The following is a 21,527-nucleotide window of genomic DNA, read 5'->3' as shown; positions in this document are numbered from 1 at the left end:
GGCGGATTTAGACGCGGGGCCGATCGTCCGATAGGATGGCGCGGTCTCGTCCTTCGACGATCAGCAGGCAGGTCGCAGCGTGGCACCAAGGACCTTCATGAACGTAGCGTACGGGGTGGCCGTTGCGGGACAGGTGAAGGACGCTCTTCTCCGTGTTTGCCTCCTCACCATATTCGCGACGCCCCTGCTCTTCGCCTCTGGCCCGTTCGCCGCGGCGCAATGGGGCGATTCCTACGATACCCCTCGCGGCGATTCTTACTACGCGCCGCGCCGCCGGCCGCGCGAGGAGGGAGATTACGGTGGCCGCCAAGCCAACCGGCGCTACGCCCCTCCCCCGCAGGAGGCGCCGCGTCAGTTCTACTGGCCCTGGGAAGATCGTCCGCAGCAGGTACAACCGACCCCGGCCCCGGTGCCATCGGCCCGACCCACCCGGCCGCGGCCACCGACGATCGGGGAGAGCCAGCGCTCCTATACGAGGCGGCCGCGTCCGGCCCCCGTGGTCGCCCAGCCGAAACCGGTCCAGCCGAAGGCGGAGCCGTCGATCCGCATCGCGGTCTTCGGCGATTCCCTGGCGAACTCTCTCGGCCGTGGCCTCGATGACGTGTTCGAGGACAATGCCGACGTGGCGATCCTCGACCGTTCGAAGGCCGATAGCGGTCTCGTCCGGAAAGACGTGGTCGACTGGCCTAAGGCGGCGGAGGATTTTCTGAAAACCAGCCCGAAAGTCGCCTACGCGGTGGTGATGCTCGGCGCCAATGATCGGCAGCCGATCCGGGAGGGGACCGAGACCGTGGAACCGGGAACGGAACGCTGGCGCGAGATCTACCGCGACCGCGTCGATGCCCTGGCCAAGGTCTTCGCCGCCCAAAAGATCCCCTTCATCTGGGTCGGCGCGCCGCCGATGCGCAGCGAGCCGCTGACGAAGGACATCGCCACCATCAACGACCTCATCCGCGACCGCGTGGCGAAGGCGGGCGGGACTTATGTCGACATCTGGCCGGGCTTCGTCGACGACCGCAACCGCTTTACCATGACGGGCCCCGACCTGGAGGGGCAGGAGGCCAAGCTGCGGACATCGGACGGCGTGCATTTCACCAAGGCGGGCGCCCGCAAGGTCGCGCATTTCGCCGATGTCGAGCTCAAGCGTCTCATGGGCACGAACCCCACGGAGGCGCCGACGGTGGCGCCCGTAGCGACGGTTCCGGGTCCCCTCCTGGATGGTGAGGCCCCGAAGCTCGATGACACAGCGGCGATCGATCGCCAGATCACCTCGATGCTGCCGAGCCTGCCGGAGCCCCCGGGTATCCCGGCCCTGCCGGTGAAACCGGCGGCTGGCCCGGTCATTCCCCTCGGCCGTGCAGAGGTGACGCCGGGCGGGACTCTAATGAGCGGGCGGCCGCGCGACGGCGACGCATCGGGGAACGTGGAGCGGGTGCTTCAGCGTGGCTCGGCGCCGATGCCACAGCCGGGCCGGGCCGACGATTTCAAATGGCCGCCGGGCTGATCCCGGCACGTCTGCGCCGGGTAGCGCGAAGAGATCCGGTGCCGGGGCTCGGCATGGAGCCGGCCCCGGACCTTGGGTTTCAGCGCGGCAGGACGCTCGATCCCATCAGGGCTTCGTCGATGGAGCGAGCGGCCTGGCGGCCTTCGCGAATCGCCCAGACCACGAGGGACTGCCCACGGCGCATGTCACCGGCGGCATAGATCTTCTCGTTGGACGTCCGGTAATCGAGTTCGTTGGCGGTGACGTTGCCGCGCTTGTCCATGACGACGCCGGATTCCTCGAGCAGGCCCTTGCGAACCGAACCGGCGAAACCGATGGCGAGGAACACCAGATCGGCCGGCAGGGTGAACTCACCTCCGGGAATGGGCTGACGCTTCTCATCCACGCGGGTGCAGACCACGCCGGTAAGCTTGCCCTTCTTGTTGCCTTCCAAGCGCAGGGTGGCGGCCTGGAACTCGCGCTCGGCGCCCTCCGCCTGGCTCGACGAGGTCCGCATCTTGGTCGGCCAGTAGGGCCAGACCGAGAGCTTGTCCTCGCGCTCGGGCGGGCGCGGCCGGATGTCGAGCTGCGTCACCGAGAGGGCGCCCTGGCGGAAGGACGTGCCGACGCAATCCGACGCCGTATCGCCGCCACCGATCACGACGACGTTCTTGGCGGTGGCGAGGATCGGCAATTCGCCGTTGCCCGGCATCGGCTCGGCACCCACCCTGCGGTTCGACTGGACGAGGAACGGCATCGCGTAATGCACGCCGGCGAGTTCCTGGCCGGGGAGCTGCGGGTTGCGCGGATCTTCGGCGCCGCCAGCGAAGAGCACCGCGTCGAACTCGGCGGTGAGTTCGTCGAGCGGCTTCGTCACGCCGACATTGACGCCGTAATGGAAGGTCACGCCCTCCGCTTCCATCTGCTTCACGCGCCGGTCGATATGGCGCTTCTCCATCTTGAAGTCGGGGATGCCATAGCGCAGCAGACCACCGGCCTTCGGCTCACGCTCGAAGACATGGACGTCGTGGCCGACGCGCGCGAGCTGCTGCGCAGCGGCCATGCCTGCCGGTCCCGAGCCGATGACGGCGACCTTCTTGCCGGTGCGGGACGCAGGAATTTCCGGCTTCACCCAACCGTTGTTCCAGGCGCGGTCGGCAATGGCCTGCTCGATCGTCTTGATCGCGACGGGCTGGTTCTCGAGGTTGAGGGTGCAGGCCTCCTCACACGGCGCGGGACAGACGCGGCCGGTGAATTCGGGAAAATTGTTGGTCGAATGGAGGTTGCGCGCGGCCTCCTCCCAATCCGACTGGAAGACGAGCTCGTTCCAGTCCGGGATCTGGTTGTGCACGGGGCAGCCGGTCGGCCCATGGCAGAACGGGATTCCGCAATCCATGCAGCGCGCGGCCTGCTTCTTCAGGTCGTGCTCGTCGAGGGGCAGCGTGAACTCGCGGAAGTGCCGCACGCGGTCCGCTGCGAGCTGGTACTTCTGCTCCTGCCGGTCGAACTCGAGGAAACCCGTGATCTTGCCCATCGTGATCGTCTTTCGCGAGTCTGTCTGATCCGTCGAGCGGCGGTTGACCGGCCCGGTCCGCCTCTGCTCGTCATCCCTGTTGTGCCGCCCGGTGCCGCCGACTAACCCGTCTTCAGCCTGTGGTCGGCGCGCTCGAAAACATTCGTGCAACGGGTGAGCCACGCCCTTATCGACGGTCTCGCCGCGAGGTCGAATCCGCCCTCATCGGCCCATTGCGTATAGGCGAAGAGCGACACGTCCGCGACGCTGAGCTCTTCTCCAACCAGCCACTCGACACCGCCGAGATGGCGCTCCATCACGTCCAAAGCCGCCTCGCCGCGGGCCACACGGGCCGGATCGCGCGCCTCCTTCGGCTTGCCGAGGTAGCGCATGTCGAACCGGCAGACCGCGATGGCGGGCTCGTGGCTGTACTGTTCCCAGAACAGCCACTCGTCCATCTTCGCCGCGAGAAACGCGTCACGCGGGATCAACGCGCTCCCGCGGGAAAGATAGCGGATGATCGCGTTCGATTGGGCCAGACACCGGCCGTCCTCGAATTCGACCCCCGGCACCTGCCCCGCCGGAAAGCGGGACAGGTAGTCGGGTGTTCGGCTTTCGCCCTTCAGAATGTCGATCGGGACCCAGCGATAGGAAAGGCGGAGGTAATCGGCGACGATCTTGACCTTTAGACAATTGCCCGAGACGAGATCACCGTAGACCCGCATACCGGCCTCACTCAGCCGCCACCGGCATCCGCGCCATCTCCATTTCGCGCAGGGCGCGGCGGTATTCCACCGGCATCACCTTCACGAACTTGGTGCGGTAACCCGCCCAATCATCGAGGATCACCTTGGCACGCGGGGACCCCGTGTACTTCAGGTGATTGGTGATGAGCTGGCTCAGCCGCTCCTCGTCGTGCCCGGACATGTCGGCCAGGATATCGACGCGGCCCTTGGTCTCGAGGTCGCCATCCTGGTGGAAGCGACGCATGACGTCGTCCTCCTCCTCGATGGGCTCCAGATCGACCATCGAGAGATTGCAGCGCGCGGCGAAGGAGCCGTCCGCATCCAGCACGTAGGCGATGCCGCCCGACATGCCGGCCGCGAAGTTACGCCCGGTCTCGCCAATGGACACCACGACGCCCCCGGTCATGTACTCGCAGCCATGGTCGCCCATGCCTTCGACCACCGTGATGGCGCCGGAATTCCGTACGGCGAAGCGTTCGCCGGCCGAACCGCGAATGTAGCATTCGCCCGCGATGGCCCCGTACAGGACCGTGTTGCCGGCCATGATTGTCCGCCCGGCGGGTGACCGCAGCGCGTCGCTCGGCCGGATGATCAGCTTGCCGCCCGAGAGGCCCTTGCCGACGTAGTCGTTGGCATGACCCGTCAGAACCACGGTGATGCCGGCGGCCAGCCATGCCCCGAAGCTCTGGCCGGCGGTGCCGGACAGGTTCACCGTGATGGTGTCGTCGGGCAATCCCTCGTGGCCGTAGCGCTTGGCGACGACGCCCGAGAGCATAGCCCCAGCCGTGCGGTCCGAGTTCCGGATCACCTCGTTGAGCACCACCGGCTCGGCGGTCTCGATGGCCGCCTTGGCGCCCTCGATCAGGCGGCGGTCGAGCACCGTGTCGATCGGGTGCTTCTGCTTCTCCGTATGGCGGATCGCCACGTCGGGGCCGACATCGGGACGGTGGAAGAGCTTCGAAAAATCGAGGCCCCGCGCTTTCCAGTGGTTGATGACCTCCAGCGTGTCGAGGAAGTCGGCGCGACCGATGAGGTCTTCGAGCTTGGTGTAGCCCATCTCCGCCATCAGCTCGCGCAACTCCTCGGCCACGAAGAAGAAGTAGTTCACCACGTGCTCCGGCGTGCCCTTGAAGCGCTTGCGCAGGACGGGGTCCTGCGTCGCCACGCCCACCGGACAGGTGTTCAGGTGGCACTTGCGCATCATGATGCAGCCGGCCGCGATGAGCGGCGCGGTGGAGAAGCCGAACTGGTCGGCGCCGAGCAGAGCCGCGACGAGCACGTCCCGGCCCGTGCGGATGCCGCCATCGGCCTGCAGCACGACACGACCGCGCAGGTGGCTGAGCACCAGGGTCTGCTGGGTCTCGGCGAGACCCGTCTCCCATGGCCCGCCCGCGTGCTTGATGGAGGTCAGCGGCGCCGCGCCGGTGCCGCCGTCGAAGCCCGAGATGGTGATGTGGTCGGCGCGCGCCTTGGCGACGCCGGTGGCGACCGTGCCGACACCGACCTCGGAGACGAGTTTCACCGACACATCGGCGGCCGGATTGACGTTCTTCAGGTCGAAGATCAGCTGGGCGAGATCCTCGATCGAGTAGATGTCGTGATGCGGCGGCGGCGAGATCAGTCCGACGCCGGGGGTGGCGTAGCGGACCTTGGCGATCTTGGCGTCGACCTTGTGGCCTGGCAGCTGGCCGCCCTCGCCGGGCTTGGCGCCCTGCGAGACCTTGATCTGCATCATGTCGGCATTGACGAGATATTCCGTTGTCACGCCGAAGCGGCCGGATGCGACCTGCTTGATCGCCGAGCGACGCGAACGGCCGTCGGCCATCGGCTTGAACCGCTCCACCTCCTCGCCACCCTCACCGGAATTCGAACGGCCGCCGAACGAGTTCACCGCGATGGCGAGGGTCTCGTGGGCTTCCTTGGAGATGGAACCGTAGGACATCGCGCCCGTGGCGAAGCGCTTGACGATGTCCACGGCCGGCTCGACCTCGGAGATGTCGACGGGCGCCCGGCCGAGCTCGGCCGCCTGCTTGATGCGGAACAGGCCGCGGATGGTCTTGAGGTGGTTCTCCTGCTCGTTCACGAGCCGGGCATATTCACGGTAGCGCTCGGGCAGGCCGAGACGCACCGCGTGCTGCAGGGTGGCCACCGAATCCGGCGTCCAGGTATGGCTCTCTCCGCGCAGGCGGTAGGCATATTCGCCGCCGACATCGAGGGCGTGACGGAACACCGGAGCGTCGCCGAACGCGTCGGCGTGACGACGGGCAGTCTCCTCGGCGACCTCGGCCATGCCGATGCCTTCGATCGTGGTCTTGGTGCCGAAGAAGTCACGGGCCACGAAGGACGAGTTCAGGCCGATCGCGTCGAAGATCTGCGCGCCGCAATAGGATTGGTAGGTCGAGATGCCCATCTTGGACATGACCTTGAGCAGGCCCTTATCGATCGACTTGATGTAGCGATAGACGATCTCGTCGTCGGTGAGATCCGGCGGGAACTCGTCCTTCATCGCGATCACCGTCTCGAAGGCGAGATAGGGGTTGATCGCCTCGGCGCCGTAGCCCGCGAGACAGGCGAAGTGATGCACCTCGCGCGGCTCGCCGGACTCGACAACGAGACCGACGGAGGTCCGAAGTCCCTTGCGGATCAGGTAGTTGTGCACCGCAGCCGTGGCCAGCAGGGCCGGGATCGCGATACGGTCCGGCCCGACGCCGCGGTCGGTCAGGATGATGATGTTGTAGCCGCCGCGCACCGCCGCCTCGGCCCGGTCGCACAGCCGGTCGACCGCGCCTTCCATGGCGACGGCGCCGGACTCGGCCGGGAAGGTCATGTCGAGGGTCTTGGTGTCGAAACGGTCCTCGAAATGGGAGATCGAGCGGATCTTCTCGAGGTCCCCGTTGGTCAGGATCGGCTGACGGACCTCGAGGCGCTTCTTGCGGGAAGCCCCCTCCATGTCGAGCAGGTTCGGGCGCGGCCCGATGAACGAGACGAGGCTCATCACGGCCTCCTCGCGGATCGGGTCGATCGCCGGATTGGTGACCTGCGCGAAGTTCTGCTTGAAATAGGTGTAGAGCGGCTTCGGCTTATCGGAGAGGGCCGAGAGCGGCGTGTCGGTTCCCATGGAGCCGACCGCCTCCTGGCCGGTGACGGCCATGGGGGCCATCAGCAGCTTGAGGTCTTCCTGGCTATAGCCGAACGCCTGTTGCCGATCGAGCAGCGACACGTCGGAGCGCGAGGCGCGCGGGATGACGGGCTTCAGGTCTTCCAGCACGATCTGGGTGTTCTTCACCCATTGTGCGTAGGGATTGGCCGCGGCGAGCTCGCTCTTGATCTCCTCGTCGGAGATGATGCGGCCCTTCTTCAGGTCGATGAGCAGCATGCGGCCAGGCTGCAGGCGCCAGGATTCGACGATGCTCTCGTCCGGGATCGGCAGAACGCCCATCTCGGAGGCCAACACGACGAGGCCGTCTTCCGTGACGATGTAGCGGGCGGGGCGCAGGCCGTTGCGGTCGAGGGTCGCGCCGATCTGGCGGCCATCGGTGAAGCACACGGCGGCGGGGCCGTCCCACGGCTCCATCAGCGCGGCGTGATATTCGTAGAACGCCTTGCGCTCCTCGCTCATGAGCGGATTGCCGGCCCAGGCCTCCGGGATCAGCATCATCATGGCATGGGCGAGCGAGTAGCCGCCCTGCACGAGGAATTCGAGCGCGTTGTCGAAACAGGCCGTGTCGGACTGGCCCTCGTAGGAGATCGGCCAGAGCTTCGAGATGTCGTTGCCGAACAGATCCGAATCGACGCTGGCCTGACGCGCCGCCATCCAGTTCACGTTGCCGCGCAGGGTGTTGATCTCGCCGTTATGGGCGACCATCCGGTAGGGGTGCGACAGCTGCCAGGTCGGGAAGGTGTTGGTGGCGAAACGCTGGTGCACGAGGGCGAGGCCCGAGACGTAGCGCTCGTCCTGCAGATCCTTGAAATAATGGCCGAGCTGCGTGACCAGAACCATGCCCTTGTAGACGATGGTCCGGGTCGAGACGGAGACCGGGTAATAGGCCTTCACGCGCGGATCGTTGAGGCCGTAGACCTTGTTCGAGATGACCTTGCGCGCGATGAACAGACGGCGCTCGAAAGCGTCTTCGTCCGTGATCGCGGCCGGGCGGCCGATGAAGACCTGCTTGTGGTGCGGCTCCGTCTCCTTGACGCGCACGCCGAGGTCGCTCGAATCCACCGGCACGTCGCGCCAGCCGAGGAAGGGGAGCCCTTCGTCCTGGAGGGACTTCTCGACGATCTCCTCGACGATGCGGCGGCCTTCCTCGTCCTTCGGCATGAAGAACTGGCCGACACCGTAATGGCCAGGCTCGGGCAAAACGATGCCGAGGCCCTCGCACTCTTCCTTCAGGAGGAAATGCGGGATGTGGGTGAGGATGCCGCAGCCGTCGCCCATCTTGGGATCGGCGCCGACGGCGCCGCGATGGTCGATATTCTCGAGGATGAGCAGGCCCTGAGCCACGATGGCATGGGTCCGCCGGTCATGCATGTCCGCGACGAAGCCGACACCGCAGGCATCGCCCTCACGGGCCGGATCGTAAAGACCCTGCTTATGCGGCAGGGCGGAATCGCGAACGACGAGCGGCGCGACGCCGTCCCGCGTGGCGGGGATCGGGTTCTGGACGATCCCGGCAACCTCAGATGCGGCCATGCTCATAACCCCTCAGCCTCATTCGTCCGTGCCCGCATGCGAGCATGTTTCATGCCCGAATGCCATCCGGCACTCAGGCCCCTACCTCGACGCGGTCGGATTCGTGCAGGATCTTCGGTAAGGAAGCGCCCGCACTCCGCGGGCTCAACGCCGGCTTGAGTTCAAGCCGTGCGGGCCCGGATCGCCGTAATGGCGACCGGCTTGGAATCTCGTTTTTTCGTGAGATTCGACACCCGCTCGAGACCTTCCGCGTTCCTCGAAGGCAATTGTCCTCGGAGACGAATCGCCGCCGGAACACCCTGCCGAAAAATGGGACAGCTGTACTGTCCTAATTGCGGAAGGTGACAGATTTTAAACGCTCCAGCAAGAGGCTCGCGCGCGTGATGGACAGGTTTGATGTGCGCTGCGACCATGCATACATTTTGAGGTCAACAAAACGGGCTGATGCTGACAGCGGGATCGGTGACAGGGCCGGGAAACCGATGGATACCGATCGCCCGCGACTTGCCGCGCTTCACTCGCATTCCCGCCCCAATCAGGCGTTCTACAGGGCTCGCCAAGCACAAGCGGCATGCGGGGTGATGGACCGCACGGAGACCTCCATAGACCTGCGTCAACAGTAGGCTACGGAACGAACGACCAAGCAAGACGAGGCACCATGGAATCGAGCCGCAGGGCGCCTGTGCGCTCCCATAAGTTCAGCCGGTCTCAGATCGGCCTGACCATGCTGGCGGGGTTCATCTCCCTGTCGGCCCTCGGGACTGTCACCGCTCAAGCGCAATACGGTTACGAGCCCGACCTTATCCTTCCCCCTCGCGCCGTCGTCTGGCGCCTGAACGACCGCGGCTTCACCGAGGTGACGCGGCCGCGATTCGACGGCCGTGCCTATATCGTCGAAGCAACGGGCCCCTATGGCGACAGGGTGCGGCTCTTCGTGGATGCACGGGACGGCGCGGTCCTTGACCGCCAGCGTCTCGGTGCACCGTTGCCGCCTGCGCCGATTCCGGTCGCCCGTCCGGCGGCGCCCGGTTACGGCTGGACCGAGGCGGACGAGCAGCCCCGTCAACCGATGCGCGAGGCGGCACGGCCTGTTCCCCCCGGTAGGATCCCAAACGGAGATGGTGTGAGCCGGCAGCCGCGATTCGACGTGGCGGCGCGCCCAGACGCGCCTGCCCGCGCGGAACCCGCCGATCGCAACCCGTTGGGTCTCAACCCCGATGCCCGCACCGGCGACGCGAGACGCCCGTTAGAACCGGCGCCTGCCCGCAAAGTCACCAGGTTGGCCCCGCCGGCGAAGCCGGCAGCGCCCCGGCTCGCTCCGGAAGCCCCCTCCCCGGCCGCGACGGACGCAACGTCCGATGCCCGGACCAGCACGCCTCCGGTTGCCGCCATCGATGAGCCGAAGGTCGAACCCTCGACACCCGCCGCGAATCAGCCCCGCCGAGACGCCGCGCAGGCTCCCTCGCCCAAGGCTCAGGCGTGGAGCGATCCGCCTGCGGACAGGAAAGCCGTTCGGGTCATCGGTGGCGCGACGGTCGTACCGGGATCGACCGACAAGGATCAGCAAGGCGACCGTCCGGCCGAGTAGCCGACGTCATCATCGCTACCGAGACGAACAAAGGCGTCGAGCGACGAAGGCTCGGCGCCTTTTTCTTGAACACGCTCGCGGCCAATCAGCCAGCATCGCTCGCGCCGGCGCCCTGTAGATGGGGGTCGTTCGTGGCCGCCCGGACGGGGCTGTCACTCTGGCTCGGCGAAGTCGTGATCGCCTTCAACGCCAGCGGGTCGAGGTTGCTTCCCTCGGTTGGGCCATAGGCTTCGAGGGCACGGCGCATCTTCGGCGTCCAGAATGCCACGATGTGCTTGTGGATACCCGCCACGGCTTCGTCATCCGGATAGGATCTGAAGAAGCCGGCGATCTGGTTCGCCATGCGGACGAGCTTGTCGTTGGTGGTCAGGGCGCTCATGGGACTGGCTCTGTCGACGGGTGAAGGATCGGCCGCGCGCGACTTAGCGTTCGGCGGCAAGACGAAGACGTTCACGGCCGGAAAAGACCGTGAGGGTGTCCGACCGGGCGATGGCGCAGAGCGTGATGTCGTGCAGTCGCGCCCGGTCGATGGCGAGGGAGGTCGGGGCGGAGATCGCCACCAGAACGGCAGCGCCGAAGGTCGCAGTCTTCTCCACCATCTCGAACGAGCAACGGCTGGTGATGACGACGAAGCCATCGTTGGGATCGGTCCCGGCCCGCATCAGCGCACCGATCAGCTTGTCGAGACCGTTATGGCGCCCGACATCCTCGCGGACGGCGAGAAGATTGCCGTTCCGATCCGCCCAGGCCGCGGCATGGACGGCGCGGGTCGTGTGGTTGAGAACCTGCGCATCGCCCATTCCGAGCAGGGCGCGCTGGATCGATTCGATCCCGACTACCTGCATCGCGTGAGAACGCGGCTCTGCCTTCGGCAGGGCCGCGAGATCGTCGATGCCGCAGACGCCGCATCCGGTGCGACCGCTGATGGCGCGTTTCCGCGCAAGATGCTCGCGCAGCCGTCCCGGAGCGAGATCCACGACGAGGCGCAATCCCCCGTCTCCGTCCTCGACCCGAACCGACCTGATCTCGTCTGCGGACTCGACGATCCCCTCGGTGAGGCTGAACCCGTAGGCGAAATCCTCGAGGTCGGACGGGGTCGTCATCATGACCGCGTAGGGCACGCTGCCATAGACGAGGTTGACGGGCATCTCGACGGCGAGATCGCGATGCCCTTCGCGGGCCGTGGGATCGTCGTAGGCCACGACCAGGGTCGGGACACGCCGGCTCGTCGGAGCCGGCGTGTCGGTGTCGTTCAGATCGTTCCGTTCACTCGGCAGCATTCAATTGCGTCGCGATTCTCGTGAGCGAGAAGTCCTCCTCGAAGAACTTCGCCTGCCAATCCGACGGACGGTTCGTCCGCCGCACCTGTACCGCCGTCACCTTATACTCGGGGCAGTTGGTGGCCCAGTCCGAGTAGTCGGTGGTGATGACATTGGCACCGGTCTTGGCATGGTGGAATGTGGTGTAGACCACGCCCGGCTGCATCCGCTCGGAGACGATCGCCTTGAGGGCGATGTCGCCGGAGCGGCTCTCGAGAGCCACGAGATCGCCGTCGAGAATGCCGCGAACCTCGGCATCGAACGGGTGGATCTCCAGCACGTCCTCCTCGTGCCAGCGCGAGTTCTCCGTGCGGCGCGTCTGTGCGCCGACATTGTACTGCGACAGGATGCGGCCGGTGGTGAGGATGAGCGGGAAGCGCGGTCCGGTGCGCTCCTCGGTCGCCACGTACTCCGTGATCATGAACTTGCCGAGGCCGCGCACGAACCGGTCCACGTGCATCATCGGCGTACCGTTGGGAGCGGCGTCGTTGCACGGCCACTGGATCGAGCCGAGTTCGTCGATCTTGGCGAAGCTCACGCCCTTGAAGCTCGGGGTGAGCGAGGCGATCTCGTCCATGATCTCGCTGGGATGCGAGTAGTTCATTGGGTAGCCGAGGGCGTTCGAGAGCAGCATCGTGCCCTCCCAATCACCGACGCCCGAGAGCGGCGGCATCACCTTGCGGACGCGGGAGATGCGACGCTCGGCATTGGTGAAGGTGCCGTCCTTCTCCAGGAACGACGCGCCCGGCAGGAAGACATGGGCGTATTTCGCCGTCTCGTTCAGGAAGATGTCCTGGACGACGATGCATTCCATCGCCATCAGGCCCGCGGTGACGTGATGCGTGTCGGGGTCCGACTGGGCGATGTCCTCGCCCTGGATGTACATGCCCTTGAAGGCGCCATCGACGGCCTCGTCGAGCATGTTGGTGATGCGCAGGCCCGGATCCTTGTCGAGGGAAACGCCCCAGAGCGATTCGAAGGTCTCGCGGGTGGCGTCGTCCGACACGTGGCGGTAGCCCGGCAGTTCGTGCGGGAACGAGCCCATGTCGCACGAGCCCTGCACGTTGTTCTGGCCGCGCAGCGGGTTCACGCCGGCACCCAGCATGCCGATATTGCCGGTGGCCATGGCGATGTTGGCCATGCCCATGACCATGGTCGAGCCCTGGCTGTGCTCGGTGACGCCCAGACCGTAATAGATGCCCGCGGCCCCGCCGGTGGCGTAGAGGCGGGCGGCGCCCCGGATGTCCTCGGGGTTCACGCCGATCTTGTCGGCCTGAGCCTCGGGCGAATGACGCTCCTCGGCGATGAACCGGGCCCAGGATTCGAAATCGTTGAGGTCGCAGCGCTCGCGGACATAGGCCTCGTCGATCAGCCCTTCCGTGACGATGACATGCGCCATCGCGTTGATGAAGGCGACGTTGGAGCCGGGCTTCAGCGGCAGGTGGTAATCGGCCTCGATATGGGGCGACTTCACCAAGTCGATCTTGCGCGGATCGGCGACGATGAGCTTGGCGCCCTCACGCAGGCGCTTCTTCATCCGCGAGCCGAAGACCGGGTGACCGTCGGTCGGGTTCGCACCGATGACGAGGATCACGTCGGAATGCGCCACCGAGGCGAAATCCTGCGTGCCGGCCGAGGTGCCGAGCGTCGACATCAGACCGTAGCCGGTGGGCGAGTGGCAGACGCGCGCGCAGGTGTCGACGTTGTTGTTGCCGAAGGCGGCGCGCACGAGCTTCTGGACGAGGTAGGCTTCCTCGTTGGTGCAGCGCGACGAGGTGATGCCGCCCACGGAATCCTTGCCGTACTGAGCCTGGATTCGCTTGAACTCGGAAGCGGCGCGATCGATCGCGACCTCCCACGACACTTCCTGCCAGGGGTCCGTGATCTTGTCGCGGATCATCGGCTTGGTGATGCGGTCCTTGTGGGTGGCGTAGCCGTAGGCGAAGCGGCCCTTGACGCAGGAATGGCCGTCATTGGCCTTGCCGCCCTTGTAGGGGACCATGCGGACGATGCGGGTGCCCTGCATCTCGGCCTTGAACGAGCAGCCGACGCCGCAATAAGCACAGGTGGTGATCTCGGAATGGTCCGGCTGGCCATGCTCGATGATCGACTTTTCCTGAAGCGTCGCCGTCGGGCAGGCCTGAACGCAGGCGCCACAGGAGACGCATTCGGAGTTGAAGAAGTCGGTGGGGCCGGCAGCCACGCGGCTGTCGAAGCCACGGCCCGAAATCGTGAGCGCGAAGGTGCCCTGCGTCTCTTCGCAAGCGCGGACGCAGCGATTGCAGACGATGCATTTCGACGGATCGTAGGTGAAATACGGGTTGGACGTATCCTTGGCCAGGTACTGGTCCGAAGACGGCTTGACGTGGTTGGCGCCGTCATAGCCGTAGCGCACGTCGCGCAGGCCGACCGCGCCGGCCATGTCCTGCAACTCGCAATCGCCGTTGGCGGCACAGGTCAGGCAGTCGAGGGGGTGATCGGAGATGTAGAGCTCCATCACGCCCTTGCGGAGCTTGGCGAGCTTGTCCGTCTGGGTCGAGACCACCATGCCGTTCTCGGCCGGGGTGGTGCAGGAGGCGGGCGTGCCGCGCCGCCCCTCGATCTCGACGAGACAGAGCCGGCAGGAGCCGAAGGCTTCCAGCGAATCGGTGGCGCAGAGCTTGGGGATCTGCGTGCCGGCATGCATCGCCGCCGCCATCACCGAGGTGCCGGCGGGAACGGTGACGCTCATGCCGTCGATGGTGAGGGTGACGGTCTGCTCGTTCACCCGGATCGGGGTGCCGTAATCGATCTCTTTGATGAGGGCCATGGGTCGCGCCTCCTTATTCAGCGGCCACGGACATCGGTCCGCGCTGCTGGAAATCCTCGGGGAAATGGGTGATCGCGCTCATGACGGGCATCGGTGTGAGGCCCCCCATGGCGCAGAGCGACCCGTCGGTCATGACGTCGCAAAGATCGGCCACGACGGCGAGATTTTCGGTGGGGCGGATGCCGGCGATGACCTTGTCCATCGTCTCGACGCCGCGCGTCGCGCCGATGCGGCAGGGGGTGCACTTTCCGCAGGATTCCACCGCGCAGAACTCGAAAGCGAAGCGGGCCTGTTTGGCCATGTCGACGGTATCGTCGAACACCACGATGCCGCCATGTCCGACGAGGCCCTTCTTGGCCGCCATCGCCTCGTAATCGAGGGGCGTGTCGAGGAGATGGTCGGGGAAGTAGGCCCCGAGCGGGCCGCCGACCTGCACGGCGCGGACAGGACGGCCGCTCTGCGTACCGCCGCCGAAATCCTCGATGATCTCGCGCAGGGTGATGCCGAACGCGAACTCGATCAGGCCGCCATGCTTGATGTTGCCGGCGAGCTGGATCGCCAGCGTGCCGAGCGAACGGCCCATGCCGTAATCGGCATATGCCTTGGCACCGTGCTCCAGGATGTAGGGCACGGCCGTGAAGGTCATGACGTTGTTGACGAGGGTCGGCTGGCCGAGGAAGCCCTTCAGTGCCGGGATCGGCGGCTTGGCCCGGACGATGCCGCGACGTCCCTCCAGGCTCTCCAGCAGCGAGGTCTCCTCGCCGCAGATATAGGCGCCGGCGCCCAGGCGCACTTCGAGGTGGAAGGCCTTGCCCGAGCCCGCCACGTTGTCGCCGAGATAGCCGGCGGCCTTGGCATTGACGATCGCTTCCTTGAGGGTCGCGAAGGCCTGCGGATATTCGGAGCGCAGATAGATGTAGCCTCGCGTGGCCCCCGTCGCGATGCCCGCGATGGTCATGCCCTCGATGAGGTTGAAGGGATCGCCCTCCATCATCATCCGGTCTGCGAAGGTGCCCGAATCGCCCTCGTCCGCATTGCAGACGACGTATTTCTGCTCGGACTGGGCGAGCATCACCGTGTTCCACTTGATGCCGGCGGGGAAGCCGGCACCACCGCGTCCGCGCAGGCCGGAATCGCGCACCTGGGCCACGATACCGGCGGCGTCGAGCTTCAGCGCGGCATCCAGGCCGTTATAGCCGCCATGCGCCCGGTAATCCTCCACCGAGACGGGATCGATCACGCCGCAGCGATGGAAGGTCAGGCGCTGCTGCCGGGCGAGATACGGCATCTCCTCGGGCTTGCCGAGGCGAAGGGCATGTTCGCCGCCATTCACCAAGCCGGCATCGAGAAGGCTGTCGACATCGCCGGGAGTGACGGGACCGTAGGCAATGCGGCCCTCAGGCGTCGCGACCTCGACCATGGGCTCCAGCCACAGCATCCCACGCGAGCCCGTACGGACGATGGTGACGTCGAGACCGCGGCGCTCGGCGCCGGCGAAAATCGCGCGGGCGACACGGTTGGCGCCGAGACCGAGCGCGACGGCGTCGCGCGGGACATAGATGGTGATGCTCACGACTTCATCTCCGTGAGGGCCGATTCCAGGGAATCTGCGGTGAGGCGCGCCAGCGGCTCATCGTCGACCAGGGCGCCCGGGCCGTTGGCGCAGAGGCCGAGGCAGTAGACCGGCTCCACCGTGATCTGGCCGTCCGGCGTCGTGCCGTGCCAATCGATGCCGAGGCGGGCGAGGATATCGGCGTGAAGAGCGTCCGATCCCATGGCCTGGCAGGCCTCGGCGCGGCACAGCTTCACCTGATGCTTGCCCGAGGGGGCACGGCGGAAGTCGTGGTAGAACGTGATGCAGCCATGCACCTCGGCCCGCGACAGGTTCAGCGCGTCCGCGATGAGTGGAACGGCACCCTCGTCGACGTAGCCAAAGGTTTCCTGCAAGGCGTGGAGGATGGGGAGCGTGGCGCCTTCGAGATGCGTATGGTCGGCGATGATGCCGGCCGCACGCTGCGCGCTCCATGGCTCATGCTGCAGCATTGTTCCTACCCGGATGAACTTGTTGTCATTCCAAGGTGGTATATCTCCACCCATGAATCAATCGTCCGCTTCGGTCGTTCAACAATGCTTTTTTGTTATAATTCCATTGTGCGACGCAAAAACTCAGAGTGACGAGATGTTTTCGGCGATTGTCGGTGCGATCGCCTGCCCCTCGACGATGAGTGCGGCACAGAGCGGTGTCATCGGATCGCGCTCCGGCACGACGAGCCCGATCATGTGGCTGACATCGGGTTCGACGATGGGCACGGAGCGGACCCGCTCGCTGAGGCGGAAACTGTCGGCGAGAACGGCGGGCATCACGCTGGCCCATTTGGCCGTGCGGACATGGGTCAACAACACGATCATCGAGTTCGACTGAAGCAACGGCTCCGCATTCCATCCGGCATTTTGGAGATGGCGGTCGACGATGCGGCGATTCTGCATATCGGGCGTCAGAAGACAGAGAGGAAGACGGCCGACCTCGTCCCAGGTCACCGAATCCCGTGTTCCATAGATGCCGTCCACTGCGGTGAGCAGGCGGTAGCGCTCGCGATAGAGCGGCACGGCAATGACTTTGCCGAGCGGCTCGTTCTCCAGATAGGTGATCCCGGCATCGATCTCGTGGTCGGCGATCAACCGGCCGATCTCGCCGGAGGTAGTGGATTGCACCGAGAATCGCACGTCGGGATGGCGGGCGCGGAATGGGGTGGTCAGCGAGGCGACGATCGGCGTGGCAGTGGGAATCGCGGCAAGGCGAAGAGTGCCCGACAATCCCCGACGCAAGCTCGCGACTTCCTCCCGCATGGCGCGCGCATCACCGACGATCCGGCGCGCCCAGTCGAGAACACGCTCACCTTCCGGGGTGAAACCCTGGAATCGGGAACCGCGCTCCACCAGCAGGACGCCGAGCCGCTCTTCGAGCTGCTTCACTCCAGCCGAGAGCGTCTGCTGGGAAACGTTGCAGAATTGCGCGGCCCGGCCGAAATGCCGCTCGCGAGCCAGGGCTAGGAGGAATTCGAGGCGTTCGATCACCGCCACGACCTTATGGTGTTCATCCCCGAATTCGCTTCCCGGAATATGCGCCCGCATGTCTCCTGCGTAGCCGGTCACTCTCCATAGCGGGAACCGCGCTATACTGGCGAGGGATTCACGGTCGAAGACGGCGGCAATACAAATTTAAGTTTGCCGTCGAGCAAAATTGCTTTGATTCCCCCAGTCATTCGGGCTCCACGGGTGCTGCACTACGGGGAAAGGCACAACCATGCGACGCTGTTGCGGTTGCGCCATCGACCTCCATGTGGTCTGACACCCGCAATGGCGACCCGGATTTCACATCCGAGGTCCGCCTTTCCCGTTAAGCGAGGACTTGCGCGCGACGTCAAAAGTCGCAAGACGCTTCGGGACGACGTAGAACGATACCAAAGGGGAGCCACGAGAGGCACATGCGGACCACGCAGGCGCAACACCGGTCATCATGGGGACTTGCTGCGGGCGCTCTTGCTGCGCTCGGCACCACCCTCGTTTCTTCAGCTGCCCTGGCGGCCGGCATCGGCCAGCCCGAGCCGTGGCAGATGGACCGTCAGGTCGCCGTCACCGAGAACGCGCGGGACATCCACACGTTCGAGCAGGGGATGCATTGGCTCTCCTTCGGCATCTCGGCTTTCGTGCTGGGATTGATCGTCTACTGCATCTTCAAGTTCAACGCGAAGGCCAACCCGGTCCCCTCGAAGACCACGCACAACACCATGATCGAAGTGGCCTGGACGATCGTCCCGGTGCTGATCCTCGTGGCGGTCGCCATCCCCTCGTTCCGCCTGCTCCGCACCCAGCTCTCGGATCCGAAGGCCGACGTCATCGTCAAGGTGATCGGCCATGCCTGGTACTGGTCCTACGAGTACCCGGCGGTCGAGAATGGCGGCGGCTTCACCTTCGACGCCAATATCGATGAAGAGAAGCAGCCCAAGCTGCTCGGCACCGACAACGACATGGTCGTCCCGGTGAACAAGATCGTGAAGATCCAGGTGACCGCCGCCGACGTGCTGCATTCCTGGGCGATGCCGTCCTTCGGCTTCAAGATCGACGCGATCCCCGGCCGCCTGAACCAGTTCTGGTTCAAGGCCGAGCGCGAGGGCACCTATCACGGCCAGTGCTCAGAGCTCTGCGGCGCCCGACATGCCTACATGCCCATCACGGTGCAGGTGGTGAGCGACGAAGCCTATGCGGCCTGGCTCGCAGAGGGGAAGACCAAGTTCGCCCGCCTCGACGACGGTTCGAAGTTCGCAGAAGCCAAGTAGCGGCTTTTTCCGGCGCCGCTCGACGGCTCCGGCTGGACCGGCCCTTGATCGGGCCGGTTCATTCGCAAATCGAGAGATTTAGAGAAACCTGAACAGGGTCTGCATCGATGGCAACCGCCACAGCACAATCAGGGCATCACGATGCCCACGCCTCCCATACGCCGTCCTTCTTCGCCCGTTGGTTCCTGTCGACCAACCATAAGGACATCGGCACTCTCTACCTCCTGTTCGCGTTCTGCGCGGGCATCATCGGCGCGTTCCTCTCCTTCGGCATCCGCATGGAGATGGAAGAGCCCGGCCTGCAGTACTTCTCGAATCCCGGCACCTACAACGTGTTCGTGACCGGCCACGGTCTCATCATGGTGTTCTTCATGGTGATGCCGGCGCTCATCGGCGGCTTCGGCAACTGGTTCGTGCCCCTCATGATCGGCGCGCCGGACATGGCGTTCCCGCGCATGAACAACATCTCGTTCTGGCTCACCGTCTCCGGCTTCGCGAGCCTTCTCTGCTCGCTCTTCGTCGAAGGCGCGCCGGGAACGTCAGGCGCCGGCACCGGCTGGACCGTCTATCCGCCGCTCTCGACCTCGGGCCATCCCGGCCCCTCCGTCGATTTCGCGATCTTCGCCCTTCACCTTTCCGGTGCTGGCTCGATCCTCGGCGCCATCAACTTCATCACCACCATCCTGAACATGCGCGCGCCGGGCATGACCCTGCACAAGATGCCGCTGTTCGCCTGGGCTGAGCTCGTCACCGCGTTCCTGCTGCTCCTGTCGCTCCCGGTCCTCGCCGGCGCGATTACGATGCTGCTCACCGACCGCAACTTCGGCACGACCTTCTTCGATCCGGCCGGCGGTGGTGATCCGGTGCTCTACCAGCACCTGTTCTGGTTCTTCGGTCACCCCGAAGTGTACATCATGATCCTGCCGGCCTTCGGCATCGTCTCGCACATCATCTCGACCTTCTCGCGCAAGCCCGTCTTCGGCTACCTCGCCATGGCCTACGCCATGGTCGCCATCGGCGTCGTCGGCTTCGTCGTGTGGGCCCACCACATGTACACGGTCGGCCTGTCGCTGCAGACGCAATCCTACTTCGTCTTCGCCACCATGGTCATCGCGGTGCCCACCGGAGTGAAGATCTTCTCCTGGATCGCGACGATGTGGGGTGGCTCGATCCGCTTCACCGCCGCCATGCACTGGGCGGTCGGCTTCATCTTCCTCTTCACGGTCGGCGGCGTCACCGGCGTCGTGCTGGCGAACTCGGCGGTCGATAAGTACCTGCACGACACCTATTACGTCGTCGCCCACTTCCACTACGTCCTGTCGCTCGGCGCCGTGTTCATCATCTTCGCCGGTGTCTACTACTGGTTCCCGAAGATGACCGGCTACGTCATCCCGGAATGGGCCGGCAAGCTGCACTTCTGGCTCGCCTTCATCGGTGCGAACATCCTGTTCTTCCCGATGCACTTCCTGGGTCTGGCCGGCATGCCGCGTCGCTACGCCGATTACCCGGAGGCCTTCGCCGGCTGGCACAAGGTCTCGACCTGGGGCGGTCATATCTTCGCCCTCGGCATGGTGGTGTTCTTCATCGGCGTCGTTCTCGCCTTCCGCTCGAAGGTCCGCGCGGCAGACAATCCCTGGGGCGAAGGCGCCACCACCCTCGAGTGGACGCTCTCCTCCCCGCCGCCCTTCCACCAGTTCGAGACCCTCCCGACCATCGTCGACGAGCACGGTCACTAAGACACGAACCGAAACGACACGGATTGCGAGGACCGCGCCAGCGGTCCTCGCTCTTTCCCGGATGACTCTCCCAGAGAGGGGCGTCCCGCAAAGGGCGGCGCCTCAGACGGCGTGATCCGAACCCCGGCCAGACCGACAACAGCATCAGGTACCCATGACGAGCCTGTCGAACAGCGTATCCGCTGCCGCCGAGCCGCAAGATTTCGCCCCCGCCCCGATGATGGTGGGCGGCGAGGTCTCGGACTTCTTCGCGCTCTTGAAGCCCCGCGTGATGGTGCTGGTGATCTTCACGGCGCTGGTCGGCATGGTGGTATCCCATGTCCAGATCCAGCCGGTCGTCGGAGTGATCTCTCTCCTCATGATCGCGGTGGGCGCCGGTGCCTCCGGCTGTCTCAACATGTGGTGGGACGCCGATATCGACGCGGTGATGACCCGCACGGCGACGCGCCCGATCCCCGGCGGCCGTATCCAGCCCGGTGAAGCCCTGGCCTTCGGCCTCGTCCTGTCGGTGGGTTCGGTCCTGGTGCTCGGCCTCGCCTCGAACTGGCTGGCCGCCTCGCTGCTCGCTTTCACGATCGTCTTCTACGCGGTCGTCTACTCCATGTGGCTGAAGCGGGCGACGCCGCAGAACATCGTCATCGGCGGCGCCGCCGGCGCCCTCCCCCCGATGATCGGCCAGGCTGCCGTATCGGGATCGGTGGGCATCGAATCGACGGTCCTGTTCCTCATCATCTTCATCTGGACGCCGCCGCATTTCTGGGCGCTCGCGCTCATCAAGGCGGGAGAATACGCCAAGGCCGGCATCCCGATGATGCCGAACGTCGCCGGGCCTCAATCCACTCGACGCCAGATCATCTATTACTCGATCCTGCTGTTCCCGGTGGGCCTCGCCCCGGTCTTCCTCGGCTTCGGCGGATGGCTCTACGGCGTCACCGCCTTCCTCGGCGGCCTCGGGATGCTGGCCTTCAGCGTCCACGTCTACCGCAACCGTGAGGGCGAGGCGGAGCGCAAGGCCGCGCTCGGCATGTTCGGCTTCTCGATCCTCTATCTCTTCCTGCTGTTCTCGGCGGTCTTGGCCGAGCAGGGCCTGGGACTGTTCCGTGCGGTGCTCGCGTGACCTCGGTGCCGGGTAAATCCACTCCACCGCGGCAGCTGACGCCCGAAGAGCGCCAGCGCCAGCGCAGGCGCTCCATCGCCATCGCCACGGTGCTGTTCGTCCTCGTGGCCATCTTCTACGCTTTGACCATCGCCAAGCTCGGACCGCAGATCCTCAATCGCCCGCTGTGACCGCATCGACCGGGTC

The 21,527-nt window shown here is 65.5% G+C and carries 15 protein-coding genes; 6 read left to right on the top strand and 9 right to left on the bottom strand.

The annotated features are described in order from the left end of the window. Positions 1 to 97 precede the first annotated feature (97 nt). The gene (locus ACYQML_RS10095; RefSeq protein ID WP_461235456.1) at positions 98 to 1,504 is read left to right on the top strand and encodes an SGNH/GDSL hydrolase family protein; all 1,407 of its coding nucleotides are present in this window, start codon (positions 98 to 100) and stop codon (positions 1,502 to 1,504) included. A 79-nt stretch (positions 1,505 to 1,583) separates the two neighbouring features. Here ACYQML_RS10095 and ACYQML_RS10090 read toward each other — a convergent pair whose 3' ends face one another. From ACYQML_RS10090 to gltB, 3 genes are all read right to left on the bottom strand, one after another. After that, on the bottom strand, positions 1,584 to 3,017 hold the full coding sequence (locus ACYQML_RS10090) for a glutamate synthase subunit beta (RefSeq protein WP_056431403.1): 1,434 nt from the start codon (positions 3,015 to 3,017) through the stop codon (positions 1,584 to 1,586). Between the two features lie 101 nt (positions 3,018 to 3,118). Next, positions 3,119 to 3,721 carry a glutathione S-transferase family protein gene (locus tag ACYQML_RS10085; protein WP_461235455.1) on the bottom strand — a complete coding sequence of 201 codons (603 nt, stop codon included), beginning with the start codon at positions 3,719 to 3,721 and terminating at the stop codon, positions 3,119 to 3,121. Between the two features lie 7 nt (positions 3,722 to 3,728). After that, positions 3,729 to 8,441 (bottom strand): glutamate synthase large subunit, encoded by a 4,713-nt coding sequence (gltB, locus tag ACYQML_RS10080; RefSeq protein WP_461235454.1) that lies wholly within the window; start codon positions 8,439 to 8,441, stop codon positions 3,729 to 3,731. Positions 8,442 to 9,093: 652 nt separating this feature from the next. Here gltB and ACYQML_RS10075 point away from each other — a divergent pair. Continuing rightward, positions 9,094 to 10,023 (top strand): hypothetical protein, encoded by a 930-nt coding sequence (locus tag ACYQML_RS10075; RefSeq protein WP_461235453.1) that lies wholly within the window; start codon positions 9,094 to 9,096, stop codon positions 10,021 to 10,023. Positions 10,024 to 10,108: 85 nt separating this feature from the next. Here the strand turns inward: ACYQML_RS10075 and ACYQML_RS10070 are convergent, their stop codons facing one another. From ACYQML_RS10070 to ACYQML_RS10045, 6 genes are all read right to left on the bottom strand, one after another. After that, positions 10,109 to 10,402, bottom strand: a complete 294-nt coding sequence (locus ACYQML_RS10070; RefSeq protein ID WP_207411533.1) for a formate dehydrogenase subunit delta — start codon at positions 10,400 to 10,402, stop codon at positions 10,109 to 10,111. A 43-nt stretch (positions 10,403 to 10,445) separates the two neighbouring features. Beyond that, the gene (gene fdhD, locus ACYQML_RS10065) at positions 10,446 to 11,303 is read right to left on the bottom strand and encodes a formate dehydrogenase accessory sulfurtransferase FdhD (RefSeq protein WP_461235452.1); all 858 of its coding nucleotides are present in this window, start codon (positions 11,301 to 11,303) and stop codon (positions 10,446 to 10,448) included. Further along, positions 11,290 to 14,151, bottom strand: a complete 2,862-nt coding sequence (gene fdhF / locus ACYQML_RS10060) for a formate dehydrogenase subunit alpha (RefSeq protein WP_461235451.1) — start codon at positions 14,149 to 14,151, stop codon at positions 11,290 to 11,292. Before fdhF ends, fdhD begins: the two co-directional genes overlap by 14 nt. A gap of 13 nt (positions 14,152 to 14,164) precedes the next feature. Beyond that, positions 14,165 to 15,724 (bottom strand): formate dehydrogenase beta subunit, encoded by a 1,560-nt coding sequence (locus ACYQML_RS10055; RefSeq protein WP_056431425.1) that lies wholly within the window; start codon positions 15,722 to 15,724, stop codon positions 14,165 to 14,167. Further along, on the bottom strand, positions 15,721 to 16,194 hold the full coding sequence (locus ACYQML_RS10050) for a formate dehydrogenase subunit gamma (RefSeq protein ID WP_018044994.1): 474 nt from the start codon (positions 16,192 to 16,194) through the stop codon (positions 15,721 to 15,723). Before ACYQML_RS10050 ends, ACYQML_RS10055 begins: the two co-directional genes overlap by 4 nt. Before the next feature lie 123 nt (positions 16,195 to 16,317). Beyond that, positions 16,318 to 17,226 carry a LysR substrate-binding domain-containing protein gene (locus ACYQML_RS10045; protein ID WP_207411621.1) on the bottom strand — a complete coding sequence of 303 codons (909 nt, stop codon included), beginning with the start codon at positions 17,224 to 17,226 and terminating at the stop codon, positions 16,318 to 16,320. A 410-nt stretch (positions 17,227 to 17,636) separates the two neighbouring features. Between ACYQML_RS10045 and coxB the strand changes: the two genes are divergently transcribed. From coxB to ACYQML_RS10025, 4 genes are all read left to right on the top strand, one after another. Next, positions 17,637 to 18,488, top strand: coding sequence for a cytochrome c oxidase subunit II (gene coxB / locus ACYQML_RS10040; protein ID WP_056431428.1), 852 nt, complete (start codon positions 17,637 to 17,639; stop codon positions 18,486 to 18,488). A 107-nt stretch (positions 18,489 to 18,595) separates the two neighbouring features. Then, positions 18,596 to 20,224 (top strand): cytochrome c oxidase subunit I, encoded by a 1,629-nt coding sequence (ctaD, locus tag ACYQML_RS10035; protein ID WP_056452074.1) that lies wholly within the window; start codon positions 18,596 to 18,598, stop codon positions 20,222 to 20,224. Between the two features lie 154 nt (positions 20,225 to 20,378). Further along, positions 20,379 to 21,341, top strand: a complete 963-nt coding sequence (locus ACYQML_RS10030; RefSeq protein WP_311275014.1) for a heme o synthase — start codon at positions 20,379 to 20,381, stop codon at positions 21,339 to 21,341. After that, positions 21,338 to 21,511 (top strand): hypothetical protein, encoded by a 174-nt coding sequence (locus ACYQML_RS10025; RefSeq protein ID WP_056431437.1) that lies wholly within the window; start codon positions 21,338 to 21,340, stop codon positions 21,509 to 21,511. The genes ACYQML_RS10030 and ACYQML_RS10025 overlap by 4 nt, the downstream gene beginning before the upstream one ends. The last annotated feature ends 16 nt before the right edge of the window (positions 21,512 to 21,527 follow it).

Source organism: Methylobacterium sp. CM6244 (assembly GCF_054817885.1).
Note: the sequence above shows the minus strand (reverse complement) of the source record. Positions and strands in the feature narration are given on the sequence as shown.